The following is a 13,254-nucleotide window of genomic DNA, read 5'->3' on the forward strand; positions in this document are numbered from 1 at the left end:
AGCAACAAAAAAGGGGCCTAGCGTCGCAGCTAAGCCCCTGTTTTTTATGGTGGGCCGTGTTGGAATCGAACCAACGACCAGCGGATTAAAAGTCCGATGCTCTACCGACTGAGCTAACGGCCCACGTTTGCGGCATCGTCGCGGCGGGGCGACGGCGGCGCCCTGCGCGCGGGCACCGCGGGCCTGGCGTTGCGCCAGGCCGCGCATTTTACCCCACGCGCCGCGCCGATGCAGGCGCGCGCGGCGCGGCGTTCAGGCGTAGCGGGTCGGGTCCGCCGCGCCGGCCGCGGCGAAGCCTTGCGCGCGCAGCCGGCACGCGTCGCAGCGGCCGCAGGCGCGCCCCTGCGCGTCGGCCTGGTAGCAGGAGACGGTCTCGGCGAAATCCACGCCCAGCCGCAGGCCCTCGCGCACGATGTCGGCCTTGCTCAGGTACTGCAGCGGCGCATGCACGCGGATGCCCGCGCCCTCGACCCCGGCCTTGGTGGCGAGATTGGCCAGGCGCTCGAACGCGGCGACGAATTCCGGCCGGCAGTCCGGGTAGCCGGAGTAGTCGACCGCGTTGACGCCGCAGAAGATGTCCGCCGCGCCCAGCACCTCGGCCCAGCCGAGCGCGAGCGACAACATGATGGTGTTGCGCGCCGGCACATAGGTCGACGGAATCGCGCCGGCGGCCGTCGCGCCCGCGTCGCCGGTGGGCACCGCGATCGCGTCGTCGGTCAGGGCCGAGCCGCCGATGCTGCGCAAATCGACGTCGACCACCTTGTGCGCGGCCGCGCCCAGCGCACGGGCGACGCGGGCGGCGGCCTCCAGTTCGGAGGTATGGCGCTGGCCGTAGCGCACGCTGAGCGCGTGCGTGGCGAAGCCCTGCGCGCGCGCGATCGCGAGCACCACGGCGGAGTCCATGCCTCCGGAAACGAGGACGACGGCTTTTTTCATGGGAATCCTGCTTCGGGGTGGGGTGATTCGTGCTTCAGCGCCCGGGCGCGTCGTGCCACAGGATCTTGTGCAGCTGCAGCTGGAAACGCACCGGCAGGCGGTCGGCGACGATCCAGTCGGCCAGCGCGGTCGGATCGACCTGGGCGAAGCTGGGCGAGAACAGCACGTCGCAGACGTCGTGCGGGCGATGCTCGGCGAGCACGCCCTTGGCCCAGTCGTAGTCCTCGCGCGAGCAGATCACGAACTTGACCTGGTCGTGCGGGGTCAGCCGCGCCAGGTTCGACCACAGGTTGCGGTGTGCCTCCCGCGAGCCGGGCGTCTTGATGTCGAGCACGCGCGACACGCGCGGATCGACCTCGGCGATGTCGAGCGCGCCGGAGGTCTCCAGCGACACTTCGTAGCCGGCGTCGCACAGCCGCCGCAGCAGGCCGAGGCAGCGCTTCTGCGCCAACGGTTCGCCGCCGGTGACGCAGACGTGGCGGGCGCCGTGGCGGGCGACCTCGGCCAGGATGTCGTCGATCGCCCACCACTGCCCGCCGTGGAAGGCGTAGGCGGTGTCGCAGTACTGGCAGCGCAGCGGGCAGCCGGTCAGGCGCACGAACACGGTCGGCCAGCCGATGCTGCGGGCCTCGCCCTGCAGCGAGAGGAAGATCTCGGTGATCCGCAGCCGTTCGCTCGCCGCTGCGGCCGCGTCGGAGGGAACGGCACTCATCGCGATAGTTTACGCCTCCGCTCGCTCCGGACGGCGGTCACGCCCGTCGCCGGCGCGGACGCGTCCGCCACGGCGGGCCGGAGGCGTTGCGGTGGGCCGGCCGCACGGAGGCGGCCGAGCCGCGCCACGGAGATCTCGCGCCCCGCCCACTGCGCCGCGCCGCGGCCAGCACGGCCGCGCCAGGAAAAGCGCCGGGGACGAGCCTCACGGACGCATCGCGAGCATGGGCATGCATCGCAGCCCCGGGGCCGATCACATCGGTTGCGTCGCGGATGGCGCCGGCGGCAAGCCCGGCGTGTGGGGCGCGCGACGCGGGGCCTCAGCGCAGGCGGCCGAGCTGGATCGCGTCGAGGCGGTCGCGGGCGGTACGGGCGGCGTCGCTGCCCGGATAACGGGTGCCGACCTCGGCCAGGGTGCGCTCGGCGGCGTCGGTCTGCTGCAGGCCGAGCTGGCACAGGCCGATCTTCAGCAACGCGCCCGGCGCCTTGTCGTGGGTCGGGAAGCGGTCGAGCAGGGCCTGGAACTGGTCCTGCGCGAGCTGGTAGTTCTGGGTGACGTAGTAGCTCTCGCCCAGCCAGTACAGGGCGTTGGGCGCGTACGCGCCGTTCGGGTACTTGACCAGGAAGGCCTGGAACAAGCGCGCCGACTCGACGTAGTCGCCGCCCTTGAGCGCGTTGAACGCGGCGTCGTAGGCGCCGCGCTCGTCGGCGCCGGCGGCCAGCGCGCTGCGGTCGCCGTACACGGCCGGCGCGCGCTCGCTGGCGCCCGCGGCGGCTCCTGCGGCCGCACCGGCGGCGCCGGCCGCTGGGGCGGCTCCGCCGGAGGCGGGCGGCGGCGCGACCGGCGCGCCGCTTTCGATGCGGTTGAGGCGACCGTCGAGGTCCAGGTACTGGGCCTTGGAGGTCTCCTCCAGCTGGCGGTTGAGCTGCTGCAGCTCTTCCACCTGGGAGCGCAGCGCCTGCACCTCGCTGCGCAGCTGGGTGATCTGGTTGAGCAGGTCGACATTGACCTGGTTGGACGCCGCCCGCTGCTCCAGCGCGGCGACCCGGTCGGCCAGGCTGGCGCGCTGCGCGGCGGCGGGCGCGGCGGCCCCGAGGGCCGCCGCGAACGCTGCGATCAGAACCGTGGAGCGCAGTCCGGCGTTTCCGGCGAACAGGCCCGGGCGGGATCCGCCCCTGCCCCTCGCCCCCTGCCCTCTCCCGCGCGCGGGAGAGGGGGGGCGGTGGCCGAGCGGAAGCCGCTTCGGACCGGGCGCGAAGGCGAGAAGCAGGAACTGCGTCATCGACGTTCGATTACTTGGCGGTGTAGACGATCTCGACGCGGCGGTTCTTGGCCCAGCAGTCCTCGTTCGAGTCGGTGCAGACCGGGCGCTCCTCGCCGTAGCTGACGACGGTGATCGAGCCGCCGGAGCCGCCGTTGGCCTGGATCGCCGAGGACACCGCGTTGGCGCGGCGCTCGCCGAGGCCGAGGTTGTACTCGCGGCTGCCGCGCTCGTCGGCGTTGCCTTCCAGGGTCATGCGCGCGGACGGACGGTCACGCAGGTACTTGGCGTGGCAGCCGACGATGGCCTGGAACTCCGGGCGCAGGGTGTCCTGGTCGAAGTCGAAGTAGACCACGCGCTGGCGCAGGCAGGCGTCGGTGTCCAGGTCCTCCGGACCATAGACGCCCGAGGTGGCCGGGGCGGTGGTGCTCGGGGCGGTGGTGGTGGCCGGGGTTTCGGCCGGCGGGGTCTCCTTCACCTTCTTGGAGCAGGCGACGGCGGCGGTGCAGAGCACGGCGGCCAGCAGAACGCGGGTGGTGTTATTCATGTTGTTTCCTCGTCTTGAGGTATTGGTCAGGGCAAAAACCGGAAAACGCTTCGGGTCAACGCGGCAGGCGGTACGGCCCCCAGGCCGGCTCGCGCACGTCCCCGTCGGCGAGCACCAGGCGCTGGCGCACCCGGGCGTCGGCGGACACGGCGTAGAGCACCCCGCGGCGACCTTCGCGCGCAGCATAAAGGATCATCATGCCATTGGGAGCGAAGCTTGGCGACTCGTCCAGGGAGCCGGGCGACAGCGTGCTCCAGCGGGCGGCGCCGAGCGAGCTGTCCATCATCGCGATCCGGTACACGTTGCCGTTGCCCTGGGCGGTGGCGATCTTCTTGCCGTCGGCGGACACCGAGGCGCTGGCGTTGTAGCTGCCCTGGAAGGTCACCCGGGTGGCGCTGCCGCCGCTGGCCGGCACCTGGTAGATCTGCGGGCGGCCGCTGCGGTCGGAGGTGAAGTAGATGGTGTTGCCGTCCGCGCTCCAGCTCGGCTCGGTGTCGATCGAGAAGTGGTTGGTGACCTGGGTCAGCGCGCGGCTGGCCAGGTCCATCACGTAGATCTCCGGGTTGCCGGTGCGCGACAGGGTCAGGGCCAGCTTGCGCCCGTCCGGCGAGAACGCCGGCGCGCCGTTGATGCCGCGGAACTTGGCGACCAGCTCGCGGCTGCCGGTGGCGATGTTCTGGATGTAGATCGAGGAATTGCCGCTCTCGAAGCTGACGTAGGCCAGCTTGCCGCCGTCCGGGCTCCACGACGGCGACAGCAGCGGCTCGGGCGAGCGGACCACGGTCTGCGGGTTGTAGCCGTCCGAGTCGGCCACCATCAGCGCATAGCGCGCGCCGCGCCCGGAACCGACCGCGGTGACGTAGGCGATGCGGGTGAAGAACGCGCCGCGCACGCCGGTGATCTTCTCGTACACCGCGTCGGCGATCTGGTGGGCGACGTCGCGCATCGCCGCCGCGCGCGCGGTCAGGGCGAAGCCGAGCAGGCGCTGCTGCTTGGCCACGTCGAACAGCTCGTACTCGACCCGGTAGCCGCCGCCGGAGGCGTCGAGCACGCGGCCGACGACCAGGTAGTCCTGGTTGAGGGCGCGCCAGGTGGCGTAGTTGACCTCGCCGCCGCGGGTCGGCTTCTCGATCATGTCCTGCGCCGGCAGCGGGCGGAACTGGCCGGAACGGGCCAGGTCGGCGGCGACCACCTGGGCGACGTCGGTCTGCGGCGCGGCGGCCGAACCCTGGTACGGCATCGGCACCACCGCGATCGGCAGGGCCGCGGCGTTGCCGCCGACGATGTCGATCTCCAGCCCCTGCTGCTGGGCGGCGGCGGCGAAGGGCAGCAGCAGGGCGAGCAGCGTGGCCAGCCAGGCGAAGGATCGTTTCATCGGTACTCCCGTACGTGTCGCGGCGTTTTCGTTCAGGTTGACAATTGTTAACAGCGCTTCGGTGAACGTCGGTTCAAGCGGGGCGGTGCCCGCGGCGACCGATCAGTGGTCTTCGGCGCGGAAATTCAAGGTCAGGGTGCGCTCGAACACCGGTTCGAACCCCGCGTAGGGCAGCGGCTGGGCCTTGAGCACCGCGGCCTCGACCGAGCGCCGGCCCTGCTCGTCGTAGGCGCAGGGCGAACCGACCTCGGCGCTCAGCACCCGGCCGCCGGGCAGTTGCCGGATCACCAGGCGGCACATGGCGCCGACCGGCACCGTCTCCGGGCGCACCCATTTGGAGCGGATCGCTTCCTGCAGCGCCGCGGCGTAGCGGGCCTTCAGGTCGGTGTCCACGCCGTTGTTGCCGGCGGCCGCCGGGGCCGCAGCGGCGGTCTCGGAGGCCTGGCGGGCGCGCACGTCGGCGATCTGGCGCAGGCGCTGCTCGGCCAGCTGCGCCTCGCGCTGGGCCTGCTCGCGCTTGCGGCGGATCTCGGCCAGGCGGCGCTCCCGCTCCTGCGCCTCCTGCTGCTGCGCCAGGCGGCGCTGCTGCTCGGCCTCGCGCTGGCGCTGCTGCTCGGTCAGGTCGACCTGCTCCTGGCGGCGCTTGGCCTCCTGCGGCTCGGTCTCGGTCGCCGGCTTCGGGGTCGGTTCGCGCACCACCGCGTCCTGGTCGCGCTCGTCCGGCACCGGCAGGAAGTCCTGCGCCTGCGGCTGCGGTTCGGTTCGCGCGTCCTGCGGACGCGGCGCCGGCAGCGGTTGCGGCGGCGGCGCGGCCTCCTCCGGTTCCGGTTCGGGTTCCGGCAGCGGCGGCGGGAGCTCGGCCGGTTCCGGCCGCTCGCTCAGGGTCCGGCGCAGCGCCGGCGACAGCGCGGACGCGTCGATCAGCTCGGCCGAGACCGGCGGGCCGGCTGCGGATACCGGCTTGGACGCGCGCGTCCACCACAGCCCCAGGTACAGCAGCAGGAACAGCAGCGCGTGCAGGCCGACCGCCAGCACCGTCGCCAGCACGGTGTCGGAACGGCGCTCCCTCATGCGCGGGCCTCCGCCGCGGGCGCGGCGCGGCGCGCGGACGGCATCGGACGGGCGTGGCCGCTCATCGGCGTCCGCTTTCCTTCGGCTGGCTCATCAGCCCGACCTTGGCCACGTCGGCGCGCTGCAGCAGCACCAGCGCGTCCATCACCCGCTGGTAGTTGGCGCTGGCGTCGCCGGCGACGAAGATCGCCCGCTTCGGGTCCTGGGCGACGATCGCGCGGACCTTGGCCTCCAGCTCCTGCGCGGTGACCGCCTCGTTGCTGCCGGCCTCGACCGCGAGGAAGTAGTTGCCGTCGCGGTCGACGCTGACCACGATCGGGTCCTTCTTCTCCTGGATCGACTTGGCGTCGGACTGCGGCAGGTCGATGTCGACGCCCAGGTTCAGCAGCGGCGCGGTGACCATGAAGATGATCAGCAGCACCAGCATCACGTCGATGTAGGGAACGACGTTGATCTCGGCCTTGAGTTTGCGCTTGCGGTGGCGGCGCGCGGCGATACCGGCCATGGGATTGCTCTCGTGTTCGTGGCTTCAGCGCCCGCCGCGGCCGGCGCGGCCCTTGCGGGAACGCGCGCACGGGCGCGGCGGGGTTGCGGCGCGAGGCGCGCGGGTCCTCATTCGTCCAGCGACGACTGCCGCTGCAGGATCGAGGAGAACTCCTCGGAGAACGCGTCGTAGCGCACGCTCAGCCGCTCGACCTTGGTCGCGAAGCGGTTGTAGGCCCACACCGCCGGGATCGCGGCGAACAGGCCCATCGCGGTCGCGACCAGCGCCTCGGAGATGCCCGGCGCGACCGTGGCGATGGTCGCCTCCTTCAGCTCCGCCAGGCCCTGGAACGAGATCATGATGCCCCACACGGTGCCGAACAGGCCGACGTACGGGCTGATCGAACCGACGTTGGCGAGGAACTCGAGGTTGTGCTCGAGCTCGTCGATCTCGCGCGAGCCGGTCGCGCGCATCGCCCGCTGCGCGCCTTCCAGCTGGGTGCGCGCGTCGACGCCGCGGCGCTGGCGGATACGGTTGAACTCGCGGAAGCCGGCCTCGAAGATCGCCTCCAGGCCGCTGATGCTGCGGTTGCGCTCGGTGGCGGCGGCGTACAGCTTGGACAGTTCGGCGCCGGACCAGAAGCGCTCCTCGAACTGGTCGGCCTCCCTGGCCGCGCGGTCGAGCACGCGCTTCTTGCGGAAGATGATCACCCACGAGGCGATCGAGCCGAACAGCAGCAGCAGCATCACCGCCTGCACCGGCAGGCTGGCGTGCAGCACCAGCTGCAGGATGTCGAGCTCGCCGCTGCCGGCCGCGGCGGCGCTCGCGGCCTGGACGGCCTGGCCGGCGGCGTTGGCCGCCTCTTCCGGCAGCGGCTCGACCGCGGCCGCCTGTATCGCGAGCAGCAGCGCGCTCATACGGCCGCGCCCTCCGCGGCGGGACGCGCGGCCGGCGCAGGCGTCCGCGCTTGCGGGAGCAGAAGGAGGTGGGAGCGCAGTGGCGTCATCGTTCGCTTCTCCGTGCCCGGTCGGGCGTATCGGTTGGAATCAGTCGGTCGGTGGCAGGCGATCCGGAGCGGCCTCCGGCGTTTCCAGCGCCTTCAGCCGCGCCTGCAGCGCCGCCGGCATCCCGCGCGGGCGGAACCCGGCGGCGTCGAGCGCGGCGATCCGCACGCTGGCGGTCAGCAGCAGCTCGTCGCCGCGGCGGATGCGCTGCGCGAACACCAGGCTGGCGCGCCGGCACTCGCGCAGCGCAGCGTCGACCTCCAGCGCGTCGTCCAGCCGCGCCGGCTTGAGGAAGTCCAGCTGCATCGCCCGCACCGCGAACACCAGATCGTGCTCGCGGCGCAGGAGTTCCTGGCCGTAGCCCTGCGCGCGCATCCACTCGCTGCGCGCGCGCTCGAGAAAGGCCAGGTACCGCGCGTGATACACCACGCCGCCCGCGTCGGTATCTTCCCAGTAAATGCGTACCGGATGGCTGAACATGGCTTAAGAGCGGCGGCTCGGGCTGCGGAAGCGAGGCTCGGGGACGGGCGCGGGGCGGCTCAGAACAGTTCTCCCGAGCCGCCGGCTCCGGCGCCCGGCTCGCGCGTCCTCGGCGGCAGGCCGAGGTGGCGGTAGGCCTTGGCGGTGGCCATGCGCCCGCGCGCGGTGCGGACCAGGAAGCCCTGCTGGATCAGGTAGGGTTCGATCACGTCCTCGAGCGTGCCGCGCTCCTCCGACAAGGCCGCGGCCAGCGACTCGACGCCGACCGGGCCGCCGTCGAAGGATTCGACGATGGTGGCCAGCAGGCGGCGGTCGAGTTCGTCGAAGCCCTCGGGGTCGACCTTGAGCATGGCCATCGCCGCCGCCGCGACCGCGCGGTCGATGTCGCCGCCGGCGCGCACCTGGGCGTAGTCGCGCACCCGCCGCAGCAGGCGATTGGCGATGCGCGGGGTGCCGCGCGAGCGCCGCGCGATCTCGGCCGCGCCCTCGCCGTCGCAGGCGATCCCGAGGATCTGCGCCGAGCGGCGCACGATCCGGGTCAGCTCCTCGGGCGTGTAGAACTCCAGGCGCTGGACGATGCCGAAGCGGTCGCGCAGCGGCGCCGTCAGCAGGCCGGCGCGGGTGGTCGCGCCGATCAGGGTGAACGGCGGCAGGTCCAGCTTGATCGAGCGCGCCGCCGGGCCTTCGCCGATCATGATGTCGATCTGGTAGTCCTCCATCGCCGGGTACAGCACCTCCTCGACCACGGGCGAGAGGCGGTGGATCTCGTCGACGAACAGGACGTCGTTGGGCTGCAGGTTGGTCAGCAGCGCGGCCAGGTCGCCGGCCTTCTCGATCACCGGGCCGGAGGTGACGCGCAGGTTCACGCCCAGTTCGTTGGCGATGACGTGGCTGAGCGTGGTCTTGCCCAGCCCCGGCGGGCCGAAGATCAGCACGTGGTCGAGCGCCTCGCCGCGGGCGCGGGCGGCCTCGATGTAGATCTGCATCTGCTCGCGCACCGGCTGCTGGCCGAGGTATTCGGCCAGGCGCTTGGGCCGGATCGAGGCGTCGACGGCCTCGTCCTCGCGGGTCGCGCCGGCGGCGATGATGCGCGGTTCGTTCATGCGCGTATGTTCGCACGGCCGCGGGCACGGGCGCAGCCGCAGTGGGGCGTCCACGCCCGCCGTGGCACAATCCGCCGCCTCCGCAGCGACGAGAGCCCGCCGTGCAGCGGCATGGAATCCGACATCCGGCGCGCCTGGTGCCGCTGGCCTTCCTCGGCGCGATCCTGCTCGGCACCGCGCTGCTGATGCTGCCGGTCGCCCATGCCGGCCCCGGCGCGGCGGCGCCGCTGGTGGCGCTGTTCACCGCGGTCTCGGCGATCTGCGTCACCGGCCTGAGCGTGGTCGATACGCCGGTGTACTGGTCGCCGTTCGGGCAGGTGGTGATCCTGGGCCTGATCCAGGTCGGCGGCTTCGGCATCATGACCGGCGCCACCCTGCTCGGCCTGCTGGTCTCGCGGCGGCTGCGCCTGGGCACCCGGCTGATCGCCCAGGTCGAGACCCGCGGCCTGGCCCTGGGCGACGTCGCCGCGGTGGTGCGCCTGGTGGTGCTGGCGACGGTGACGGTGGAGCTGGCGGTGGCGGCGACCCTCGCCCTGCGCCTGCACCTGGGCTACGGCGAGCCTTGGGGCGCGGCGCTCTGGCACGGGCTGTTCCACGCCGTCTCGGCGTTCAACAATGCCGGCTTCTCCACCTTTTCCGACAACCTGATGCGGTTCGAGGCGGACGCGCTGGTGATCGTGCCGGTGATGCTGGCGATCGTGCTCGGCGGCCTCGGCTTCCCGGTGCTGCACGAGCTGCGCCGCGAGCCGCGGCGCTGGCGGCGCTGGTCGGTGCACACCAAGATCACCCTGTTCGGCAGCGCGCTGCTGATCGTCGCCGGCATGCTGGCGATCCTCGCCTACGAGTGGCGCAACCCGCTGACCCTGGGCGAGCTGACGCCGGCGGCCAGGCTGCTGGGCGCGCTGTTCCATTCGGTCAGCGCGCGCACCGCGGGCTTCAACACCCTCGACGTCGGCGCGATGCAGCCGCAGACCCTGGCGGTGCACTACGTGCTGATGCTGATCGGCGGCGGCAGCGCCGGCACCGCCGGCGGCATCAAGGTCACCACCTTCTTCCTGCTCGGCTTCGTGGTCTGGGCCGAGGTCCGCGGCTCGCGCGAGACCACCGCGTTCCGCCGCAGCATCTCGGTGGAGGCGCAGCGGCAGGCGCTGACCGTGGTGCTGCTCGCGGTCGGCGCGGTCGCGCTGGGGACGCTGGCGCTGCAGACGCTGGCGGCGTTCCCGCTGGAGCGCCTGCTGTTCGAGGCGATCTCCGCCTTCGCCACCACCGGCCTGTCCACCGGCATCACCGCCGAGCTGCCGCCCGCGGCGCAACTGGTGCTGATCGTCCTGATGTTCGTCGGCCGCGTGGGTACCATTACGGTGGCCACCGCGCTGGCCCTGCGCGGCCGGCGCGCCGACTACCGCTACCCAGAGGAGCGCCCCATCGTTGGCTAAGCAGACTTCCAGCAGCAGCGACAGCGTCGTGGTGATCGGCCTGGGGCGCTTCGGCGGGTCCGTCGCGGACTCGCTGGTGCGGCTCGGCCACGAGGTGCTCGGCATCGACGAGAACGCCGAAGTGGTGCAGAAGTGGGCGGACACCCTGACCCACGTGGTCCAGGCCGACTCGACCAGCAGCGAGGTGCTGCGCCAGCTCGGCGTTGGCGAGTTCCGCCGCGCCGTGGTCGGCATCGGCACCGACATCGAGGCCAGCGTGCTCAGCGTGCTCGCGCTCGAGGAGCTGGGGGTGCGCGACATCTGGGCCAAGGCGATCTCGTACAAGCACGGCCGGATCCTGGAGCGGATCGGCGCGCACCACGTGGTCTATCCCGAGGCGGCGATGGGCGAGCGGGTCGCGCACCTGGTCACCGGCAAGATGATCGATTTCATCGCCTTTGACGACGGCTTCGCGATCGCCAAGACCCAGGCGCCGAAGGAGGCCTGGGGCGCGACCCTGAGCGAGTCGGCGCTGCGCAGCAAGTACGGCGTCACCGTGGTCGGGGTCAAGCGCGGCCGCGCCGACTTCACCTACGCCCAGGCCGGCACCATCGTCGAGGCCGGCGACATCCTGATCGTCTCCGGCACCACCGAGCAGGTGGAGCGGTTCGCGGCGCTGACCTGAGGTCGCGGCGCCCGGCGGACCGGGGGCACGACGGCTCGCTTTCGCCCGCGCGCCGCGTCGCTTGCGCGGCCGGCACGGGCTTGCGCGACCTCGCCGGCGGGGAGTGCCGCCGAAGCAGGCGCCTGCATGGACGTATCCAGGCGTGTCGCGCCAGCCGTGCCCGGTTGCGCTCCGACCGACGCCCAAGGCCCGCGAAGCATGAAAGCCGCGTCCCGGGCCGCGCCCGGGGCGATCGCGCGCGCGGCCCGCCGCAGCGGGCGCGGCGGGTCAGATCTCGACCTGCGTGCCCAGCTCCACCAGCCGGTTGCCCGGGATGCGGAAGAAGTTCGACGCCGGCGCGGCGTTGCGGTGCATGATCGCGAACAGCTTGTCGCGCCAGATCGGCATGCCGCGGTGGCGGCTGGCGACCACCGTTTCGCGGCTGGAGAAGAAGGTGGTGTCCATCGGGTCGAAGCAGATCCCGCCCTCGTCGACGCTGCGCATCAGCGCCAGCGGCACGTCCGGCGTCTCCATGAAGCCGAAGCGCACGATCACCCGGTGGAAGCCGTCGCCGATCTCCTCGATCTTCAGCCGCCGGTGCGCGTACGGCACGGCCAGGGTGACCACGGTCAGGAACACGTTGCGTTCGTGCAGCACCTTGTTGTGCTTGAGGTTGTGCAGCAGCGCGTGCGGCACCACGCCCTGGTCGGTGGTCAGGAACACCGCCGTGCCCGGCACCCGCACCGGCGGCGCCAGCATCAGCCCGGGCAGGAAGGTGTCCAGGCGCAGGCCTTCCTTCTGCACCTCCTCGTGCAGCAGCTGGCGGCCGCGGCGCCAGGTGCGCAGCGTGGTGAACACCGCGATCGCCAGCGCCACCGGCACCCAGGCGCCATCGAAGAACTTGATGCCGTTGGCGACCAGGAACGCCAGGTCGATCAGCGCGAAGCCCACGCACAGCGGCAGCACCCAGGCGCGCGCGCGCAGCCAGGTCGCGCCGGCGACCAGCGCCAGCAGCAGGGTGTCGATCAGCATCGTGCCCGAGACGGTCACGCCGTAGGCCGTGGCCAGGCGGGTGGAGCTGCCGAACGCCAGGATCAGCGCGGTCACCGCCGCCATCAGCACCCAGTTGATCGCCGGAATGTAGATCTGGCCGATGGTCTGGCTGGAGGTGTGCTTGATGGTCATGCGCGGCAGGTAGCCCAGCTGCATGGCCTGCCGCGCCACCGAGAAGGTGCCGGTGATCACCGCCTGCGAGGCGATCACCGTGGCCGCGGTCGCCAGCGCGATCATCGGGTAGCGCGCCCACTCCGGAACGCCGATGTAGAACGGGTTCTTGACCGCGCTGGGATCCTCCAGCACCAGCGCGCCCTGCCCCAGGTAGTTCAGCATCAGCGACGGCAGCACGAAGAAGTACCAGGCGTAGCGGATCGGCTTCTTGCCGAAGTGGCCCATGTCCGCGTACAGCGCCTCGCCGCCGGTCACCGCCAGCACCACCGCGCCGAGGATGAAGATCGCGTGCCAGCCGTGGTCGACGAAGAAGCGCACCGCCCACAGCGGGTTCAGCGCCTTCAGCACCTCGGGGCTGTGGGTGATGTTGAGGATGCCGATCGCGGCCAGCGCCAGGAACCACACGCAGGTCACCGGCCCGAACACGCGCCCGACCTTGGCCGTGCCGTAGCGCTGGGTGGCGAACAGCGCCAGCAGCACCACCAGCGCGATCGGCACCACCCAGCGGTGCAGCTGCGGCGCGGTGACCTCCAGGCCCTCGACCGCCGACAGCACCGAGATCGCCGGGGTGATCACGCTGTCGCCGAAGAACAGCGACGCGCCGAAGATGCCGAGGATGCCCACCGCGTACGCCGGCCGCGAGCCCTTGCGCAGGGTGCGCTGGGCCAGCGCCATCAGCGCCATGATCCCGCCCTCGCCCTCGTTGTCGGCGCGGGTGATCACGGTGACGTACTTCAGCGTCACCACCAGCATCAGCGCCCAGAACACCAGCGACAGGATGCCGAGCACGGTGTCGTGGGTCGGCAGCAGGCCGTAGTGCGGGGAGAACGCTTCCTTGATCGTGTACAGCGGGCTGGTGCCGATGTCGCCGAACACGACGCCGGTGGCGCCGACCGCCAGACCGAACAGGCCGATCTGGCCGTGACCGTGCGGATCGGAACGATCGCCGGCGATTGCGTGGGTACTGGACATAGG

13 protein-coding genes and 1 tRNA gene are annotated in these 13,254 nt (G+C 71.9%); 2 read left to right on the plus strand and 12 right to left on the minus strand.

The features are described from left to right. Positions 1–47: 47 nt before the first annotated feature. The 11 genes from EDC50_RS06350 to ruvB form a co-directional block, all read right to left on the minus strand. Positions 48–123, minus strand: a tRNA-Lys gene (locus tag EDC50_RS06350). Positions 124–252: 129 nt separating this feature from the next. Then, entirely contained in the window at positions 253–936 is a 684-nt protein-coding gene (gene queC, locus EDC50_RS06355) for a 7-cyano-7-deazaguanine synthase QueC (RefSeq protein ID WP_123769661.1), read from the minus strand. Positions 937–970: 34 nt separating this feature from the next. Then, a complete protein-coding gene (gene queE, locus EDC50_RS06360) occupies positions 971–1,648 on the minus strand; it encodes a 7-carboxy-7-deazaguanine synthase QueE (protein ID WP_123769662.1) in 678 nt (225 codons plus the stop codon). A gap of 319 nt (positions 1,649–1,967) precedes the next feature. Further along, the gene (ybgF, locus tag EDC50_RS06365) at positions 1,968–2,783 is read right to left on the minus strand and encodes a tol-pal system protein YbgF (RefSeq protein ID WP_425477913.1); all 816 of its coding nucleotides are present in this window, start codon (positions 2,781–2,783) and stop codon (positions 1,968–1,970) included. Positions 2,784–2,940: 157 nt separating this feature from the next. Further along, positions 2,941–3,456 carry a peptidoglycan-associated lipoprotein Pal gene (gene pal, locus EDC50_RS06370; RefSeq protein ID WP_123769664.1) on the minus strand — a complete coding sequence of 172 codons (516 nt, stop codon included), beginning with the start codon at positions 3,454–3,456 and terminating at the stop codon, positions 2,941–2,943. Between the two features lie 55 nt (positions 3,457–3,511). Beyond that, positions 3,512–4,831, minus strand: coding sequence for a Tol-Pal system beta propeller repeat protein TolB (gene tolB / locus EDC50_RS06375; RefSeq protein WP_123769665.1), 1,320 nt, complete (start codon positions 4,829–4,831; stop codon positions 3,512–3,514). Between the two features lie 102 nt (positions 4,832–4,933). Continuing rightward, positions 4,934–5,902 carry a cell envelope integrity protein TolA gene (gene tolA / locus EDC50_RS06380; protein ID WP_123769666.1) on the minus strand — a complete coding sequence of 323 codons (969 nt, stop codon included), beginning with the start codon at positions 5,900–5,902 and terminating at the stop codon, positions 4,934–4,936. Positions 5,903–5,963: 61 nt separating this feature from the next. Then, a complete protein-coding gene (gene tolR, locus EDC50_RS06385; protein WP_123769667.1) occupies positions 5,964–6,407 on the minus strand; it encodes a protein TolR in 444 nt (147 codons plus the stop codon). 107 nt (positions 6,408–6,514) lie between these two features. Further along, positions 6,515–7,303, minus strand: coding sequence for a protein TolQ (gene tolQ, locus EDC50_RS06390; RefSeq protein WP_123769668.1), 789 nt, complete (start codon positions 7,301–7,303; stop codon positions 6,515–6,517). Between the two features lie 129 nt (positions 7,304–7,432). Then, entirely contained in the window at positions 7,433–7,870 is a 438-nt protein-coding gene (gene ybgC / locus EDC50_RS06395; RefSeq protein ID WP_123769669.1) for a tol-pal system-associated acyl-CoA thioesterase, read from the minus strand. A 59-nt stretch (positions 7,871–7,929) separates the two neighbouring features. After that, positions 7,930–8,973, minus strand: a complete 1,044-nt coding sequence (gene ruvB / locus EDC50_RS06400) for a Holliday junction branch migration DNA helicase RuvB (protein WP_123769670.1) — start codon at positions 8,971–8,973, stop codon at positions 7,930–7,932. Between the two features lie 101 nt (positions 8,974–9,074). Here ruvB and EDC50_RS06405 point away from each other — a divergent pair, with 101 nt between their 5' ends. Continuing rightward, entirely contained in the window at positions 9,075–10,409 is a 1,335-nt protein-coding gene (locus EDC50_RS06405) for a TrkH family potassium uptake protein (protein ID WP_123769671.1), read from the plus strand. Beyond that, entirely contained in the window at positions 10,402–11,073 is a 672-nt protein-coding gene (locus EDC50_RS06410; RefSeq protein ID WP_123769672.1) for a potassium channel family protein, read from the plus strand. The genes EDC50_RS06405 and EDC50_RS06410 overlap by 8 nt, the downstream gene beginning before the upstream one ends. Before the next feature lie 267 nt (positions 11,074–11,340). Here the strand turns inward: EDC50_RS06410 and EDC50_RS06415 are convergent, their stop codons facing one another. After that, positions 11,341–13,251, minus strand: coding sequence for a potassium transporter Kup (locus EDC50_RS06415; RefSeq protein WP_123769673.1), 1,911 nt, complete (start codon positions 13,249–13,251; stop codon positions 11,341–11,343). Positions 13,252–13,254: the final 3 nt, after the last annotated feature.

Origin of the sequence: Vulcaniibacterium tengchongense (genome assembly GCF_003814555.1) — a bacterium.
GTDB classification, from domain to species: Bacteria; Pseudomonadota; Gammaproteobacteria; order Xanthomonadales; family Xanthomonadaceae; genus Vulcaniibacterium; species Vulcaniibacterium tengchongense.

Coding starts and splice junctions, on each gene's coding strand:
- queC (WP_123769661.1), bottom strand. CDS start 936: ATGAAAAAAGCCGTCGTCCTCGTTTCCGGAGGCATGGACTCCGCCGTG.
- queE (WP_123769662.1), bottom strand. CDS start 1,648: ATGAGTGCCGTTCCCTCCGACGCGGCCGCAGCGGCGAGCGAACGGCTG.
- pal (WP_123769664.1), bottom strand. CDS start 3,456: ATGAATAACACCACCCGCGTTCTGCTGGCCGCCGTGCTCTGCACCGCC.
- tolB (WP_123769665.1), bottom strand. CDS start 4,831: ATGAAACGATCCTTCGCCTGGCTGGCCACGCTGCTCGCCCTGCTGCTG.
- tolA (WP_123769666.1), bottom strand. CDS start 5,902: ATGAGGGAGCGCCGTTCCGACACCGTGCTGGCGACGGTGCTGGCGGTC.
- tolR (WP_123769667.1), bottom strand. CDS start 6,407: ATGGCCGGTATCGCCGCGCGCCGCCACCGCAAGCGCAAACTCAAGGCC.
- tolQ (WP_123769668.1), bottom strand. CDS start 7,303: ATGAGCGCGCTGCTGCTCGCGATACAGGCGGCCGCGGTCGAGCCGCTG.
- ybgC (WP_123769669.1), bottom strand. CDS start 7,870: ATGTTCAGCCATCCGGTACGCATTTACTGGGAAGATACCGACGCGGGC.
- ruvB (WP_123769670.1), bottom strand. CDS start 8,973: ATGAACGAACCGCGCATCATCGCCGCCGGCGCGACCCGCGAGGACGAG.
- EDC50_RS06415 (WP_123769673.1), bottom strand. CDS start 13,251: ATGTCCAGTACCCACGCAATCGCCGGCGATCGTTCCGATCCGCACGGT.